Source organism: Treponema sp. Marseille-Q4523, from assembly GCF_016901105.1.
Taxonomy (GTDB): Bacteria; Spirochaetota; Spirochaetia; order Treponematales; family Treponemataceae; genus Treponema_D.
Window position 1 is genome coordinate 45,518 of the sequence record NZ_JAFEVM010000003.1, and the last position, 15,546, is coordinate 61,063.

Consider the following 15,546-nt stretch of genomic DNA (forward strand, 5'->3'; position numbering starts at 1 on the left):
GTCGTATCGTGTCTCCGTATGAAATGGAAAACTCAATACCGCCTCATTACCCATTACGCATTACCAATTACAAATTGATAAAGCACATTACCAATTAAAAATTGATTTCCGCTTTCGTGCGGCAGGCACTTGTAACATTTGTCCGAAACGGCTATTTTATAGCTGATGGATCAGGATTTGTATGCGGTGCTCGGAGTTTCGAAAACGGCAAGCACCGATGAAATTAAAAAAGCGTACCGCACACTCGCATTCAAATATCACCCCGACAGAAACCCCGGTGATAAGGGCGCCGAAGAAAAATTCAAAGCGATAAACGCCGCCTACGATGTGCTCGGAGACGAAACGAAGCGCTCGCAGTACGACCGTTTCGGACAGGCGGAATACTCATACGCTCGGCAGCATGATGCGCAGTATGCATACGGATCCTACGCCGATTCTCGCTTCAGCGACGAAGATATGTTTTGGCAATGGTTCGGCAGCAATTACGGAGGCGGACAAAAAGAGGGGCGCCACTATACCTATACGTGGACAAACGAAAAGAGACGTGATACGCGGGAAGCGCTCCGCTCTCAGCTTTATTCAAAATTGGGACAGGCGTTTTTCGGCATAATCGCGAGCAGCATATTCGGCTTTTTCCCGCTGTTCGGGCTCTTATGTCTCTTTATCACGATCAACGGCGTCATCGGTGCGATAAAATCCGCCGTCGCGCTTATTAAATTGGGAAGTCGGAAATAGAACGGAAGAGCCGCAAATCCTCTGCCGCGTAAATCGTGCGGCGGAAAAGCGATCTAGCGTTGGCGGAAGATGATCCGGCCGCGGTTCAAATCGTAAGGTGAAAGTGCGACCTTTACCGTATCGCCCGGCACGATCCTGATATAGTGTTTTCGCATCTTTCCGGACAGCGTCGCCAGGATGAGATGTCCGTTTTGCAATTCGATTCTGAACGTTGTATTGGGAAGCGCTTCTTTTACGACGCCTTCCACTTCGATAGCTTCTTCTTTTGCCACAGTTCCTCCGCTGCGTGACCGAATAAAAAGAGTCCTTAAAGTTAAATTGAACGGCGCTGTTTCAGACGTTCAATTTAACCTTGTTTTTATTTCGATTTGGTCGTATACTCTTCAGTATGTATAAAATTTCCGCGCTTGTCAACACGGCGCGAGGTCAATTGCACGGAGTTCATCGATTATGGATAAAAAATTTCTTGAAAGCATGAAAAAAGATTTGCTCACGCGCCGGCAGACTATCCTTGCCTCACTTGCGGAACAGAGCGACGATATGAAAAAATTGGTAAAGACCGTTGCCGCAGGCGACGTTATAGATGTTGCCTCCGATGCGATCGACCGTACGCTGCTTGATTCGCTCGGCTCTCAGGATGCCGCACGCCTGCAGCTTGTCGATAATGCACTCGACCGCATCCGACAGGGGAAATACGGAAAGTGCGTCAAATGCGGCAAAGACATTCCTCAGCAGCGTTTAAAGGCGTTGCCGTATGCACTTATGTGTGTGACCTGCGCATCCGAAGAAGAACGCAAGCGCCGCTGAACGCGTGACGCTTCGCTCCTGTCCGCCGCTTATTCGTGCGGCGGAGTAATACCCAGGTAATTTGTATTTTTTTTCAAGCGCCGCGATATACCTTGAAGATGTATATGGCGTTCCGCAACGACGTCGCCTATCTCATAGACGGTAAAATCATCACTCTCGTAGAACATCAATCTACAATCAACGCCAACATGCCGCTCCGCTTTTTGCAGTACGCCGCACGTCTCTACGAACTCATCCAAAATCCACGAGACCGCTATCTCCGCAGGTTGAAAAAGATCCCGACGCCGGAGTTCTACGTGTTCTACAACGGAGAAGATGATTATCCTGAAAATACAACGCTCTGTCTTTCCGATGCCTTTATGACGATGCCTAAAAAACCTGCTCTCGAAGTCGTTGTCAGCGTGACGAATATCAATTAATAATAAGGGGAGTGAAATCTTGCATACATGTAAACCGCTGAAAGAGTACACGTTGTTCGTAGAAGCCGTACGAAGACATACGAAACTCAACAGTGAAAACGGCTTTCGGAACGCGATCAAAGAGTGTATACAAAACGACATCTTACGGGAATATTTGCAGCGGAAGTCAAAGGAGGTGATGAATATGTTAATTGCCGAATACGATTACGATGTAGACATTGCCGTACAACGGGAAGAAGAAAGAGAAATCGCTTTGAAAGAAGGCGAAGCGAAGGGTTTTTCCGAAGGTTCATATCAAAAAGCACTTGAAACGGCAAAAACCATGCTTGCTATGCACTATCCGTTTGAAGACATTTGCAAGATTACCGGCCTCACCGAAGCGGAAATCGAACGGCTGTAAACCGAACCTTCTCCCGCGGCAACAATTCGTCGTACCTCCGATCCTGCGCGCCCGCATTGAATTAATAATTAATAAAAGTTGTGAAAAGCGATTAAATATGTTATAATAATAACAAACAGAGGTTTATTCCGTCGACGAGGAGGTTTATGATGACTGTGAACAAGATTATTCCTGTACGTTTGTATAGGGGGGGGGGTACTCGGTAAAACCCTTTTAAAAAAGATTCCGAGCGCAGCGGGCGTTTTGTTGTTTGCCGCAGCACTGGTTTTTGTAAGCTGTTCCAACGGCAGCGGTTCCGGAGGTGAAACACCCACTCCGCCCACCCCCGCGCCCAAGCACGCCGTAACGTTCAGCGTGGAAGGCGGAAACGGTTCGCTGAAAGCAAAGGCGGACGGCATTGCGGAAACGGCAACAAGCCCCATAAACGTCGATCAGGGCAAAACCGTAACCTTTACGGCAAAAGGGAATGACGATTTTGTCGTAGACAAGTGGTCGGTTTCATCCGGCGGCTTTGAAAGCGGCACCGGTACGGAAGGTAACAATACCGCAAAACTGACAGTAACGGCAGCCGTAACGGTAAAGGTGAGTTTTAAGGCCAAGCCTGCCGGAACCGTTAAGTACACCGTAGAGCACCATAAGCAAAACGTTACGGACGATGAGTACACTAAGGCGGAAGAAGAAACCAAGTACGGTAAGCCGGCTGAAAACACCCAAGCAGAGGCCAAACCCTACGAAGGCTTTAATGCAAAGCCTATAGAACAAAAAACGATAGCCGGAGACGGCACAACGGTCGTAAAAGTTTATTACGACAGAAAAGAAATCAGCCTCAGTCTTAATTTGAACGGAGGCAGCACGACTACACCTCTTTCCGGCGGCAAGCTTAAAGGCAGGTTTGAAGCACCTGTAACGGTAGCGGACCCGACAAAAGCAGGCCACATCTTTACCGGCTGGAACCCGCCTCTTCCCGCGACGTTCCCTGCCGAAGACGGCACACACACAGCACAGTGGACACCGATCCCAAAGTACGCGGTCACTTTCAGCGTGGAAGGCGGAAACGGCACGCTTAAAGCAAAGGCGGACGGAGGCACGGAAACGGAGACGAGTCCCATAAACGTCGAACAGGGCAAAACCGTAACCTTTACGGCAAAACCGGATCCGGGCTATGAACTAAAAGAATGGAAGGTAGACGACGTTGCCCTTCCAGGCAACACGACGAATTCTTATGCCTTCACCGTTACCAAAGCGGTAAACGTGAAGGTGAGCTTTGTAAGAGAACGAATTGCCATTACCCAAGTGCGCGCAAAAGCCGCACCGCTTGTATTGGGGCAAACAATACCCAGCGGCATTTCTTATACATATACGGACTATGAGCCCTCCGGCGTAGAGGGAGAGCCTGCAAAACTTATTGCGAATAATTCTACATACGGCTGGCAAAAAAAGGACGGACTGGAATGGGTCGATGTTTCAGGAGAGTCTTGTACGGAAGGAATCTACCAAATACAAACGCAAGTGCGCATAGACAGCCCCGACAGCGCACGGTATACGCTTTCTCCCGCTATAAAAGTATTTGTAAGCTTCGATGACGGCGATAGTTACGAAGAGTGGAGCGTTTCGACGCCAAACAACTATGCCGGTTATTCATATGCATCCGTTGCTTCAAAAGAACACCACGTCTCAAGCAGCGATCCTTTTACGCTCAGTTCAAACAGCGTATCCATTCCCAAATCCTATGTCGGAAAGCCGATAACCAAAGTTGATGTCGCTTCACTGGTAAGCGGCGGTACGCGTCCGTATCATTTTAGCATTACCTCGGGAGCGCTTCCCGCAGGTCTTTCGCTTCGAGAAGACGGCGTAATTTCAGGCACTCCTGAAGCAGCGCAGGCGGGGCAAACGGCAGGCATTGCGCAGATTAGGGTATACGACGAGGCTTCGCCTCCTGCAGAAAAGTTTATCGACGTCTTTTGTACGGAGGGCATAGTCGATAAAAAGCTCGTTACCTTTGTCGTCGGCTGGCGCGGACGTGCCGTCCCCCTAGCGATTGAAGTCGATTCGGGACAGCCGATTTCCCCTCCTGCCGTTCCCGCAGCCGTCAATTCGTACTGGACGTTTTCCATATGGTGTACTTCCGAATATTATGCCAGCTACGGTACGGACGCTGGGGGCACATGGGACTTTTCTGAACCGGTAACGGAGCATATGACGCTGTATGCGCGCTGGAGTGATAACCGCACGCCAATAACCGCGCTTACGGCAACGATGGATCCTCCTGTAGTAGGAAACCCGATACCCAATTCTATAACATATACCTACAGTGCAGACAGTCACGCAAAGCTGTTGTATCTCGTTCCCTACACATGGCGGGTGTGGAACGGCACCGGGTGGGAAGATGCAAGCGGCACTTTCGAATCCGGGAAAAAATACTACATAGGCACACAGATGAGAATCGAACTGCCCGACAGTAAAACGTACCGGCTTCCGACAAGAGCAACAGACATTACCGTCACGGTAAACCGACAGTCATGGGAAATAGGGAACGACATATACAATGATATAGACTACTACAATAGCGAAAAAGTATTTTCATACGTATGGTGTACCTCTCCGGACTTTGAATTGTAAACGATGCAAAAGCGCCGTGTATATAGGACATCCGTGTCCTGTATACGCGGGTTTTGGCCCCGCCTCACGGCATCTTAAAAAAATCTTCAGATGTTATTCTTTACGACGGCAAGGCTTTAACCGAAGTTACGTGCAAAGCACTAACACCGCCGTCAGTGCTGGGTTTCCATAACGGCACACCGGTTGCAAGCTGCACACTCAAAGTGCCCGCCGCCTCGGTCAGCGCCTACGAAAATGCCTACATTTGGAACTTTAGAAAGTCGTTCGTGGGGCTTTAGAAATTGGTAATGTGTAATTTCAATGGATAATGTGTAATTGGTAATGGATAATTACAAATTACACATTACAAATTAACAATTGAATCGACCGCTCTCAAGTCGGAGAATACTCCGGCTTCGGGGGCGGTTTTTTTATGAATGAGCCAAAACGCCTCGAGTTCGGCACCCCGTCCGTTGCCGGTTTTATACGCCATTTTCGTTTATCCGCTAAGCTCAAGAATGTACGTCCGTGTACATTCTTGAGTACCTTTCCCGGCGTCACGGCGGAACAATAATTGCAAAAACTTTTCCCTTTTGTTCCTGTTTTTATACTGTCTGCGCCTATAATTAGGTACGGAGGTATGTATGAGAAAAAGTTTTGACGATTTAACGATTGCTGACGATTTTATGTTCTGTAAAATTATGCAGGATGAAAGTATTTGCAAGCAATTTCTCGAAATGATCTTGTCAGATAAAATCGGGAAAATTGTCTACCTGTCGCCGCAAAACAGCGTGACAACCGGCATTGAAGCAAAATCGGTACGTTTGGATATTCTGGTCAAAGACGAATCCGGTAAATCTTACGACATCGAAATGCAAGTAAGCAACGAACACAATATCCCGAAGCGTATGCGCTATTATCAGGCGGCAATCGACATCGCATTCTTAGACAAGGGTGCCCACTACAAAGCATTAAACGACAGTTATATCATCTTTATGTGTTTATTCGATGCTATTGGGAACGACAAGCCCCTTTACACATTTGAAAACATTTGCCTTGAAGACCGGCAAACACCCTTACGCGACGGGACAAAAAAGGTTATAATAAATGCGGAAGCTTTTAGGAAAGCCGAGAATAAAGAACTCAAAGGCTTTTTGGAGTATGTCAAAACCGGGACGGCGAATACGGAATACACAGGGAGGATAGAAACGATGATACAGGCAGTAAAACATAACGAACAGGCGCGGCAGGAATACCGCTTTATGTCGGGGTTTGAAATGGATGCCCGGGAAGAGGGAATACAGCAAGGTAAATCGCTCGGTCTTGCTGAAGGTTCCCGTCAAGCAAAGCTCGAAACGGCGCGGATTTTAAAACAGCTCGGCGATTCCGTAAAAAAGATAATGCAAGCTACCGGTCTCACCCAAGAAGAAGTAGAATCGATTAGCTAATTGGTAATTCGGTTTGTTCACGGCTTCCGTTCCGCATTTAAAACCGACCGCTCTCAAGCCGGAGAAAACTTCGGCTTGGGGGCGGTTTTTTTGTGTGCGGGTGTCCTCTCTTAAATAGTTATCCCTTTTAAAATCCTTTAGCCTGTGGTATAATATGACAAGAGAGGGGGCGGTTATGAGTACGTCAAACAGAAAGTACAAAGACTCGGTTTTTGTCGACCTTTTCAGTGAAGACGAAAAAGCGAAAGAAAATTTCTTATCTCTTTACAACGCTTTACACGGTACACACCTTCCGCTTTCGTCTCCGGTAGAAAATATACGGCTTGAGAACGTTATGTACATGAACATAATCAACGATGTTTCCTGCCTTATAGACGGTAAAATCATCGTCCTCGCGGAACATCAATCCACTATAAACGAAAACATGCCCTTACGCTTTTTGGAATATATCGCACGGCTCTACGAAAAACTGCAAGCACCGACTGATCGGTATTTAAGAAAGCTCTCAAAAATCCCTGCGCCTGAGTTCTACGTTTTTTATAACGGCACAGAAGACTACCCGGAAACTACGGTTCTAAAGTTATCTGATGCGTTTATCACAAAGCCGGAACAGGTGCCGCTGGAATTGACGGTACAAGTGCTCAATATCAACACAGACAAAGCAAATAAAGTATTAACAGCCTGCAAACCGCTTGAAGAATACAGCCTCTTTGTAGAGGAAGTGAGAAAGCAAACCCAACTCGACAGCGAAAACGGTTTTACCAATGCGGTAAAGATATGCATAGAAAAAGGAATATTAAAAGAATATTTACAGAGAAAATCACGGGAGGTAATAAATATGTTAGTAGCAGAATATGACTATGATACGGACATCGCAGTACAGCGTAAAGAGGCAGGAAGAATAGCCTTTGCCGAAGGCATTGAACAAGGAATCGAACAAGGGATTGAGAAAGGTATACAACAAGGCTTTTCCGATGGCGCATACCAAAAAGCTCTTGAAACGGCGCGGATTTTAAAACATCTCGGCGATTCCGTAAAAAAGATAATGCAGGCGACCGGTCTCACCCAAGAAGAAGTGGAAGCACTGAATTAATTGATAATGGATAATTGGTAATTGCCCGCTTAATTACAAATTACACATTACCAATTATTTATTCAGCCTAGATTTTTCTGCGCTTTATAACGCCTTCATCCAAAAACGAAACTTCCGTATAACCCGCTTTTTTCGCCGCCGCTTCGGCTCTGTCGAACGCGCAGTCGATGTCGGCCGCTTTGTGTGCATCGGAGTTGATCATGACGGGAATGCCCGAGGTATGGAGCAGTGAAAGAAAATCCGCGGACGGGTAGACGTCATCGATCGCGCCGCGGGCAATGCCGCCCGTGTTGATTTCGGCGATGACGCCGGCATGCTTTGCCGAATTCGCCGTCGCGACGAGTTCGCTTCGGTACCAGCTTTCGTTTTCGTCGAAAAAATGCAGGATGCCGTTTCTTTTTCTGATAACGTCGGGATGTCCCCAGATGAGGAAATCGCCCTTTTGCAGCATTTCGCGCTGTAGTGCAAAATACATGCACACGGCTTCTTTTGCGTTGCCGTTGAAAAAACGTTCGAGTCCCTCTTTGACTTTTTCGGTTTTATCGTCGACGGAAAAGGTTCCGTTTTCCGTTATGAGATAGTGCACCGAGCCGATGAGGTAGTCCGGCCGAAAAGCGGCATAATCGCTCATGCGCGGGACTGAAAGACCGGGCATATATTCGACTTCGAAGCCGAGCAAAATCCGCATGCGTCCCTCGTATGTCTTTGCGGCGTTCCGCACAGCGTTTACGTAATTATTAAATTCTCGCGGAGCTATGTGGCAATCGCCCGCAAAGGGGTACATGCTGTGGCTTGAAAATCCGATTATATCGAATCGCTTTTCGAAGGCGGCAAGCGCCATCGCTTCGACCGTATCGCTCCCGTCGCAAAATGTCGTGTGCATGTGGTAATTCGTTTTCATCGCTTTCCTGCCGTATCCTGCGTTAGTTTTCGGTGCGCTCGTGCTGCCATATATCCGAATTGATTTCGAAAACCGTCAATTCGTCTTTCAACGCCGAAAAATCGTTTTGCACGTTTTCGATGTCGTGCCTTTTCGCATCTTCGTCGATGCGCGCGCCCCTGTTTGCGAGCGCGTTCGCGGAAATCGCGGCGGAGCTGCCTTTGATTGTGTGACCGATGCGGCGCAGTTCGTCGAAGTTTTTTTCGGCGACGGCTTTTTCCGCGTCGTGCAAAAGGGCGGCAAGCTGTTTGCGGTATTCGGCGATGAGTTCCCTGCCGAGCGTCCTATCGCCGCCGATCGTGTCTTCGAAGTCTTTTTGATCCCACGCGGTATTCGTCGGCGCCATCATGCTGTCGAGCATCGTGATTTTCGGCGCGACGGGCAGTTCGATAACCGTGTGCCATTTTTCGATAAGTGTTTTTATATCGTCCCTTTTAAAAGGTTTGACAAGGATGTCGTTCATGCCGATTTTGCGGTACAGATCGAAATCGTCTTCATCGTTGTTTGCCGTACACGCGACGATGATTCCTGCATACCCGCCCGCTCTGATTTTTTTCGACGCTTCGATGCCGTCCATGATCGGCATTTGAATGTCCATAAAGATCATATTGATCGCGCGGTTTTTTTCGACGGCTTCGACAGCTTGCTTTCCGTTTTCCGCTTCGATGACCGGCGCACCCAATTTTGTCAGAAATGTTACGATCAGTTTTCTGTTGAGCGGATGATCTTCAGCGACGAGCACCGTGATGCCCTCTGTGATGTTTGTTCCGTTTTCCGGGACGGCCGCTTCGTTCGCCTTCGTCTGTTTTGCGTCGACGGTTTCGAGGTCGGTCGGTACGTCGTAAATGTCGTTGAGCAATGACTGCACGAGATGGCGCTTTACCGGTTTGTAGAGATAGCCGTTGAACAAATTAATGAGCTTCATCTTCGCTTCGGCACCCATCTGGCCTTCGGGAACGAGCAGATATAATTTTGTGTCGGTAAAATTGCACTCTTTGATTTCCCATGCGAGGTGCCAGCCGTCCACTTTCGGCAAACTCATATCGATAAAAACGAGTGAAAAGGGTTTTCCGAGATGGTTTGCATTTTTCATTTTCAGCAACGCTTCCGCCGCGTTTTTCGCACAGGCGATATTGTACAAGCCGAACGAATTGAATTTTTGGCGCATGCTGTTTACCGCGAGGAGGCTGTCGTCGACGATGAGTATGCGCGTATTCGGCGGGGCGGCGACTATCGTGTTCGAAACCGGCAGATTTTGCGCTGCGGCAAAGGGGACGGTAAACCAAAAAACGGAGCCGCCGTCGGGATTCGTGTGTACGCCTATTTCGCCGTTCATCGCCGCGATGAGTCCTTTGCATATCGCAAGTCCCAAACCCGTCCCGCCGTACTTGCGCGTCGTCGAGGTTTCCGCTTGATAATAATCGGTAAAAAGCTGCCCCTGTTTTTCTTTCGGAATGCCGATGCCGGTATCCGTTATTTCAAAGAGCAGCATTTTTTTATCTTTACATCTAAGCGCTACGTGAATATAGCCCGACTGCGTGAACTTGACGGCATTTTTAATAATATTGAGAAGCACTTGCTGAATACGCATCGGATCTCCGATGATAAGCTGCGGCAGTGCGTAGTCGGAATCGACGACGAGCTCTATGCCTTTGCCGAACGCTTCCATGCTGACGAGATCGACGACCTGTTCGGTGATAGCGACGACATCATACGGAATCGATTCGAGGGTGATCTGCCGCGATTTGATTTTTGTAAAATCGAGTATGTCGTTGACGAGCGAGAGCAGAACATTCGTGCTGAATTGAATTTGGCGCACATATTCCTGCTGTTCGTTGTTGAGCTTCGTATCGGAAAGCAGTTCGAGCGTGCCGATGATCGTCTGCACCGGCGTACGGATTTCGTGTACGGTGTTCGCAAGAAACGTTAATCGCTGGTCGGGATCGATATTAGATTTTTCCATGGAGCAGCTCTATCGCCTTTTGTACGATGACTTCGGGTTTTTGCGGTTTTACTAGATAGTGCTTTGCGCCGAGGCTGAGCGCGCGTATGACGTCTTCGCGCTTTGTCGTCTGCGAATAGATGATGATCGGAACGCCGTGTGCAGTGTTGCCCAATCGCGCCAAAATATCGAAACCCGAAATACCGGGCATCAGTATGTCGACGACGGCGAGATCATAGCGGTGTTTGTTGATGCCCGTTAAAAACTCCGCTCCGCTGGAATACAGATCGCAGGTCGCGCTTACGGCTCTGAACGCGCTTTCCAAAAGCTTCAAAACGACAGCGTCGTCGTCCACGAGCGCGATGCGCAAAACGTTTCCGACGGTTTCGCTGTCGTCCTGTTCGACACCCAAGTCGGAATAAAAACGCGTATCGATGGAATCCTGCGACGGCTCGCGCATCGGCGTCAAAAGTTTTTCCTCGACCAATTCGGAAACGCTTGAACCCGCGCTGCTGTCGATGAGCGAATTGAGGACGTGAGAGAGTTCGGTTACGACTTCGATGCCGTCGTATTGGGGATGCCCCGCAATCAGCTCGCGGATAAAAGAATTGAGCGAAAGCACTTTCACGTTTTTGGGCTGCACTTTCGGGTCGGCAAGCACGTTGTCCAGCAGCAGTTCGATATTCGATCCGTCGACGAAAGAAAGATCGAGATTCGTCAGCATCAGGATGATCTTCGGCGTTTCCGTCTTACCCGCTTCGATCATCTCCGTCAGCTTATATTTGAGCAGCGCGAGCTTTTCCCGATTCAACCCGTCGGCGATTTCTATGAAGATGATATCGCCGTTTCGGTGGATGTCGAGTACGCACTGGGTCGTATCCATGGAAAACGCGAGAGATAGGATCTGTCCGACCGCTTCGAAAAAAATATCGAATTTTATCGGTTTGGTAAAATATTTGGTGACGCCGAACTGCGCAAACTGCGAGAGTTTAGTACGGTCGGCGACGGGACCTGAGACGATCATCGGAATGCGGACGGCATTCGGATCCGCGCGTTTTTTTTCCAAAAAGCGCAACAATTCGGAAAAATCGTCCTGTATTTCATAGATGATGAGATCGGGCAGGATCGAAATCATTTTGATAAAGGCGTCGCGTTTTCCCTGCGTCACCGTAACCGAAACTTTTTCTGCAGAAAGTTTGTCCTTCAAAAACTCTCTAAAAAGGGGGGATGCATCTATCAGCAGAACATTCTTCATAATTATATCATTTTATACGCAAATATATAAATTGACAAGCATTTTTTTGTGGTGTATTTTTTTGTGTATATGCCTACAGAAGAGCGCGGAATCCGCTGCGCCTGTTTGTTCGGACGGTCAATCGCGCGCTTTTTTCGTGTACAGAATGTATGTGTAGGGCAGGGTATCGTCGGTTATCTTTTTGATAATTTTTTTGTCGAAGAGCGCTTCGTCGAAGTCCGGAAAAAAGACGTCGCCGTCGACGTATGCGTCGATCTCCGTTATGTAAAGTGCGCTGCAAAACGGCAGCGCTTCGGCGTAGACCGATTCGCCGCCCGCAAAAAAGATGTCGGGGGGAGGATCGCTTTTTGTTGCAAGTGTTTCCGAAAGAAAAAGAGCTTCGTCTATGCTTCGCGCTCCGTAGAGCTTTGCGTCGGGCATCTGTCTTTCGGAAATGATTTTGCTTTTCGAAAGGACGATCGTCGTTCTGCCTTTAAGCGGTTTTCCGATCGATTCGAACGTCTTTCGTCCCATGACGACGACATTGCCCGAAGTCACATCGCGGAAATGATGCAGTTCCTTTGTTAATTTCCACGGGAGCTTTCCGTCTTTTCCGATCGCGCGGTTTTTTGCGTATGCCGCGATGAGTGCGATCATGCCCTCTTACGCCTGCACTTCGACGAAACTTCCGACGCTTTGCTTTTGCGCATATACGCTCCTGCTTCCGCGGTACGGATTTTTAATGCGCTCCATCTGACTTTGAATGTTTGCGATGTGGACTCGGAGCAGGCTGCGGTTTTTTTCGTTTTGGGCGAGGACTTGGGACTGTAAGTGTGCAAGGTCTTTTTGAATCGATTCGAGGGCGCGGGTTTCGTCGGCCTCGGCGGAACTCCTTATCGACGAATACATTTCCGCCATCGGCACGATGACTTTTTGCAGACCGGCGATATTCGAAACGACCTGTTGTTCGAGTTCCGTATGCGCGATGAGAGCGTCGGTGTTTTCTTCCGTGATCGATGTTTGCTGTTTTTCGAGTACGGAGAGGTATTCGCGGAATTTATCGCGCTGCTGCACAAGCAGCGTTTTAAAGCGTTTGAGTACGGCGACTCGTTCGTCTATTTCATTTTGTGAAAGTTTCTGCATGAGTTTTCCTCGATTCAGCCTTCTATATTCAGCGAGTTTGCGACCGTCGCCGCCGGAGCGTTTGCCGTGCTGCTTGCCGCCTGCCGCCACGCGTCGGAAAGTTCCGTCAACATCGAGAGCACAAAATCGACCTTTTTTTTGTCGCGGTTGATGTTGGCCGACATGAGTTCGTTATTGAAAAATATGTACAGCGACATGAGATTTTTTGCGATTTCGCCGCCCCTGTCCATATCGAGCGATACTTGCAGTTCCGTGATGATCGCCTGCGCTTTTTGCAGACAGTTATTGAATTTTTCGATATCGCGCGCCTTTATGGCGTTTGCCGAATCGAACATATCGGCTGCACTTGAGAGCTGGCGCACCGCTCCCTCATAGAGCAACACGATGAGATGCCCCTGACTTGCCGTGCGGATATTCGTATTTTTATATGCATTATACGCCTGATTGTAGCCCATGTTCAACCTCCGTGTACCCATGCGGCGGGATATTTCGTCGGGATAACAGTCATCCGTATATGAGTATCGGTATTTGAAAACGGAACTTTATACGAAATTCATTCGACGCAAGCGTTTTTGTGTCGACAAAGGCGGCGATATTGCGTATATTTAAACGAGTGAAACGTATTCCAGTGAGGTTTTTGATGAGCGATGAAATCAAAGATAAAAAAGACGACAATAAAGACGATCCGTACAATTTTTTTAAATTTGCGGGGCCGGACAACAACGATAAAAAGAAAAAAGACGATGACAATAACCGCTCGCGGTTTCCGCTGTGGGCGCTTATGCTCCTCGTGCTCGCAGTCCTCGCGCTGGTCAATATGTTCGTCATGTCCAAGCCCGACAACCTCGTGGATTTTTCCGAATTCCGCCGCCTTATCGAAGACGGAAAGATCGTTTCGGTCGAACTCGGCGAAACCTATTTTACCGGTTACGGTCCCGAGCGCGCAGTTTCTTCGGAGCAGAACGCGAAAGGCTATATGCTTTTTCCCGTTCAAACGCGCAGCCGGCAGGAATACAAAACGCTCGGCGTACTGGGCCTAAGCGAAGGACTCATCGAACTGATGAACGAAAAGGGCGTCGATTATAAATTCGTGCTCCGGCAAAACAATTACCTGCTTCCGATCCTTGTTAATTTGATACCGATCGTTTTTATTTTTATCATGTATTTTTTAGTGCTTCGAAAGATGGGAAGCGGCATGGGCGGCGGTATGGGAAGCATTTTCGGCGCGGGGCAGTCGCGCGCGAAAGCCGTCGAAGAGGGGAAAGTGAAAACGCGCTTTTCCGACGTTGCGGGCGTGGACGAAGCGAAAGACGAGCTTATCGAAGTCGTCGATTTTTTAAAGCAGCCGAAAAAATATACCGACATCGGCGGTAAGATCCCGAAGGGCGTGCTGCTCGTCGGACCTCCGGGTACGGGTAAAACGCTCCTTGCGCGCGCTGTCGCGGGAGAAGCGGGCGTGCCCTTTTTCCGCATTTCCGGTTCGGACTTCGTCGAAATGTTCGTCGGCGTCGGTGCGAGCCGCGTGCGCGACCTCTTCCGCCAAGCTCGCGAAAAAGCCCCGTGCATCATTTTTATCGACGAACTCGACGCGATCGGCAAAAGCCGTATGAACAACCTCGGCGGCAACGACGAACGCGAACAGACGCTCAATCAGCTCCTCGTCGAAATGGACGGTTTCGATAACGAAAAAGGATTGATCATTTTAGCGGCGACGAACCGCCCCGACATACTCGATCCCGCGCTTTTACGACCCGGCCGCTTTGACCGCCAAGTGCCCGTCGAACGTCCCGACGTCAAGGGCAGGGAAGAGATTTTGCGCATCCATGCAAAAAACGTCAAGCTCGATTCCGACGTCGATTTCGAATCCCTTGCGCACGGTACGATAGGTTTTGCGGGGGCCGACCTCGCGAACGTCGTAAACGAAGCGGCTCTCCTCGCCGTACGCAACGGGCACGCAAAAGTGACGATGTCCGATTTTAACGACGCGATCGACAAAGTGAGCATCGGTCTCAAAAAGAAGACGCGCAAGGAAAACGAAAAAGAGCGGCGCATCGTCGCGTTCCACGAAACGGGGCACGCGCTCGTCGGCGCTTTTACGCCCGACTATCCGCCGGTCAACAAGATCACCGTCGTTCCGCGCTCTCACGGTATCGGCGGCTTTACGCAGTATCGCGAAGAAGAAGAAAAGACGCTGGAGACGAAACGCGATTTGATCAACGAAGTCGACGTGCTCCTCGGCGGACGAGCTGCCGAGCAGGTCATCTTCGATGAGATTTCGACCGGAGCCGCAAACGATATCCAGCGTGCAACCGATACGATCCGCAAAATGATCACTGCTTACGGCATGAGCGACCGATTCAAAAACGTTACGCTCGGAAAATCGGGTCAGGGATACGGGGCTGCCGAACCGCAGCTCGTGCGCGAGTATTCGGAAGAAACGCAAAAATATATCGACGAAGAGATAGCCCGCATTATGGCCGAGCGCTACAAATCCGTCGTTGCGCTTTTGAAAAAGCACCGCGAGCTGCTCGAATACATCGCGAAGTACCTGCTCGAAAAAGAGACGATGGACGGAAAAGAATTCGAAGAGATCGTTAAAGCGGAAGCACACGCAAAAGCGATCCAAGACGCGTCGAAGCCCGCCGCAAAAAAATCGGCAAAACGCGTGTAGGGCGCGCGGTGGGGATTGCTGCGGCGGGATGCGGCAGCTTATCGTAGCGCGTGTGCAAGCCCCTGCGGATTGCTGCGAAACGCATTTGCGGCGCGCTTGACAAACTTTAATATTTT

At 49.2% G+C, this 15,546-nt stretch carries 14 protein-coding genes and 1 pseudogene; 7 read left to right on the forward strand and 8 right to left on the reverse strand.

What is annotated here, in order from left to right; translation table 11 throughout:
• Positions 1-165 precede the first annotated feature (165 nt).
• Positions 166-735 carry a DnaJ domain-containing protein gene (locus JSQ97_RS01420; RefSeq protein WP_205074412.1) on the forward strand — a complete coding sequence of 190 codons (570 nt, stop codon included), beginning with the start codon at positions 166-168 and terminating at the stop codon, positions 733-735.
• A 53-nt stretch (positions 736-788) separates the two neighbouring features.
• Here the strand turns inward: JSQ97_RS01420 and infA are convergent, their stop codons facing one another.
• Positions 789-1,007, reverse strand: a complete 219-nt coding sequence (infA, locus tag JSQ97_RS01425; RefSeq protein ID WP_016521760.1) for a translation initiation factor IF-1 — start codon at positions 1,005-1,007, stop codon at positions 789-791.
• A 178-nt stretch (positions 1,008-1,185) separates the two neighbouring features.
• Here infA and JSQ97_RS01430 point away from each other — a divergent pair, with 178 nt between their 5' ends.
• From JSQ97_RS01430 to JSQ97_RS01440, 3 genes and pseudogenes are all read left to right on the forward strand, one after another.
• Positions 1,186-1,542, forward strand: coding sequence for a TraR/DksA family transcriptional regulator (locus JSQ97_RS01430; RefSeq protein ID WP_205074413.1), 357 nt, complete (start codon positions 1,186-1,188; stop codon positions 1,540-1,542).
• Between the two features lie 98 nt (positions 1,543-1,640).
• Positions 1,641-2,361, forward strand: a pseudogene (locus JSQ97_RS01435) (Rpn family recombination-promoting nuclease/putative transposase); the annotation flags it as partial.
• Between the two features lie 243 nt (positions 2,362-2,604).
• Positions 2,605-4,980, forward strand: a complete 2,376-nt coding sequence (locus JSQ97_RS01440) for an InlB B-repeat-containing protein (RefSeq protein WP_205074414.1) — start codon at positions 2,605-2,607, stop codon at positions 4,978-4,980.
• A 343-nt stretch (positions 4,981-5,323) separates the two neighbouring features.
• Here JSQ97_RS01440 and JSQ97_RS13040 read toward each other — a convergent pair whose 3' ends face one another.
• A complete protein-coding gene (locus tag JSQ97_RS13040) occupies positions 5,324-5,452 on the reverse strand; it encodes a hypothetical protein (RefSeq protein WP_255519623.1) in 129 nt (42 codons plus the stop codon).
• A 151-nt stretch (positions 5,453-5,603) separates the two neighbouring features.
• Between JSQ97_RS13040 and JSQ97_RS01445 the strand changes: the two genes are divergently transcribed.
• Complete coding sequence (locus JSQ97_RS01445; RefSeq protein WP_205074415.1) at positions 5,604-6,407, forward strand: Rpn family recombination-promoting nuclease/putative transposase; 804 nt, start codon at positions 5,604-5,606, stop codon at positions 6,405-6,407.
• A 175-nt stretch (positions 6,408-6,582) separates the two neighbouring features.
• Positions 6,583-7,500: an Rpn family recombination-promoting nuclease/putative transposase gene (locus tag JSQ97_RS01450; protein ID WP_205074416.1), complete on the forward strand. Its 918-nt coding sequence runs from the start codon at positions 6,583-6,585 to the stop codon at positions 7,498-7,500.
• 67 nt (positions 7,501-7,567) lie between these two features.
• On the opposite strand, the gene JSQ97_RS01455 is transcribed toward JSQ97_RS01450, so the two are convergent.
• The 6 genes from JSQ97_RS01455 to fliS form a co-directional block, all read right to left on the reverse strand.
• Positions 7,568-8,401, reverse strand: coding sequence for a histidinol-phosphatase (locus JSQ97_RS01455; protein ID WP_205074417.1), 834 nt, complete (start codon positions 8,399-8,401; stop codon positions 7,568-7,570).
• Between the two features lie 22 nt (positions 8,402-8,423).
• A complete protein-coding gene (locus JSQ97_RS01460; RefSeq protein ID WP_205074418.1) occupies positions 8,424-10,403 on the reverse strand; it encodes a response regulator in 1,980 nt (659 codons plus the stop codon).
• On the reverse strand, positions 10,390-11,637 hold the full coding sequence (locus JSQ97_RS01465) for a response regulator (protein WP_239446855.1): 1,248 nt from the start codon (positions 11,635-11,637) through the stop codon (positions 10,390-10,392). The genes JSQ97_RS01460 and JSQ97_RS01465 overlap by 14 nt, the downstream gene beginning before the upstream one ends.
• Before the next feature lie 117 nt (positions 11,638-11,754).
• On the reverse strand, positions 11,755-12,273 hold the full coding sequence (locus tag JSQ97_RS01470; RefSeq protein WP_205074419.1) for a dihydrofolate reductase: 519 nt from the start codon (positions 12,271-12,273) through the stop codon (positions 11,755-11,757).
• 6 nt (positions 12,274-12,279) lie between these two features.
• Positions 12,280-12,759, reverse strand: coding sequence for a flagellar export chaperone FlgN (gene flgN / locus JSQ97_RS01475; RefSeq protein ID WP_205074420.1), 480 nt, complete (start codon positions 12,757-12,759; stop codon positions 12,280-12,282).
• A gap of 14 nt (positions 12,760-12,773) precedes the next feature.
• Positions 12,774-13,214, reverse strand: a complete 441-nt coding sequence (fliS, locus tag JSQ97_RS01480) for a flagellar export chaperone FliS (protein WP_205074421.1) — start codon at positions 13,212-13,214, stop codon at positions 12,774-12,776.
• 185 nt (positions 13,215-13,399) lie between these two features.
• Between fliS and ftsH the strand changes: the two genes are divergently transcribed.
• Positions 13,400-15,430 carry an ATP-dependent zinc metalloprotease FtsH gene (gene ftsH, locus JSQ97_RS01485; protein ID WP_205074422.1) on the forward strand — a complete coding sequence of 677 codons (2,031 nt, stop codon included), beginning with the start codon at positions 13,400-13,402 and terminating at the stop codon, positions 15,428-15,430.
• Positions 15,431-15,546: the final 116 nt, after the last annotated feature.

Coding starts and splice junctions, on each gene's coding strand:
- JSQ97_RS01470 (WP_205074419.1), bottom strand. CDS start 12,273: ATGATCGCACTCATCGCGGCATACGCAAAAAACCGCGCGATCGGAAAA.
- JSQ97_RS01465 (WP_239446855.1), bottom strand. CDS start 11,637: ATGAAGAATGTTCTGCTGATAGATGCATCCCCCCTTTTTAGAGAGTTT.
- JSQ97_RS01420 (WP_205074412.1), top strand. CDS start 166: ATGGATCAGGATTTGTATGCGGTGCTCGGAGTTTCGAAAACGGCAAGC.
- JSQ97_RS01445 (WP_205074415.1), top strand. CDS start 5,604: ATGAGAAAAAGTTTTGACGATTTAACGATTGCTGACGATTTTATGTTC.
- JSQ97_RS01460 (WP_205074418.1), bottom strand. CDS start 10,403: ATGGAAAAATCTAATATCGATCCCGACCAGCGATTAACGTTTCTTGCG.
- flgN (WP_205074420.1), bottom strand. CDS start 12,759: ATGCAGAAACTTTCACAAAATGAAATAGACGAACGAGTCGCCGTACTC.
- ftsH (WP_205074422.1), top strand. CDS start 13,400: ATGAGCGATGAAATCAAAGATAAAAAAGACGACAATAAAGACGATCCG.
- JSQ97_RS13040 (WP_255519623.1), bottom strand. CDS start 5,452: ATGGCGTATAAAACCGGCAACGGACGGGGTGCCGAACTCGAGGCGTTT.
- JSQ97_RS01450 (WP_205074416.1), top strand. CDS start 6,583: ATGAGTACGTCAAACAGAAAGTACAAAGACTCGGTTTTTGTCGACCTT.
- JSQ97_RS01455 (WP_205074417.1), bottom strand. CDS start 8,401: ATGAAAACGAATTACCACATGCACACGACATTTTGCGACGGGAGCGAT.
- JSQ97_RS01430 (WP_205074413.1), top strand. CDS start 1,186: ATGGATAAAAAATTTCTTGAAAGCATGAAAAAAGATTTGCTCACGCGC.
- fliS (WP_205074421.1), bottom strand. CDS start 13,214: ATGGGCTACAATCAGGCGTATAATGCATATAAAAATACGAATATCCGC.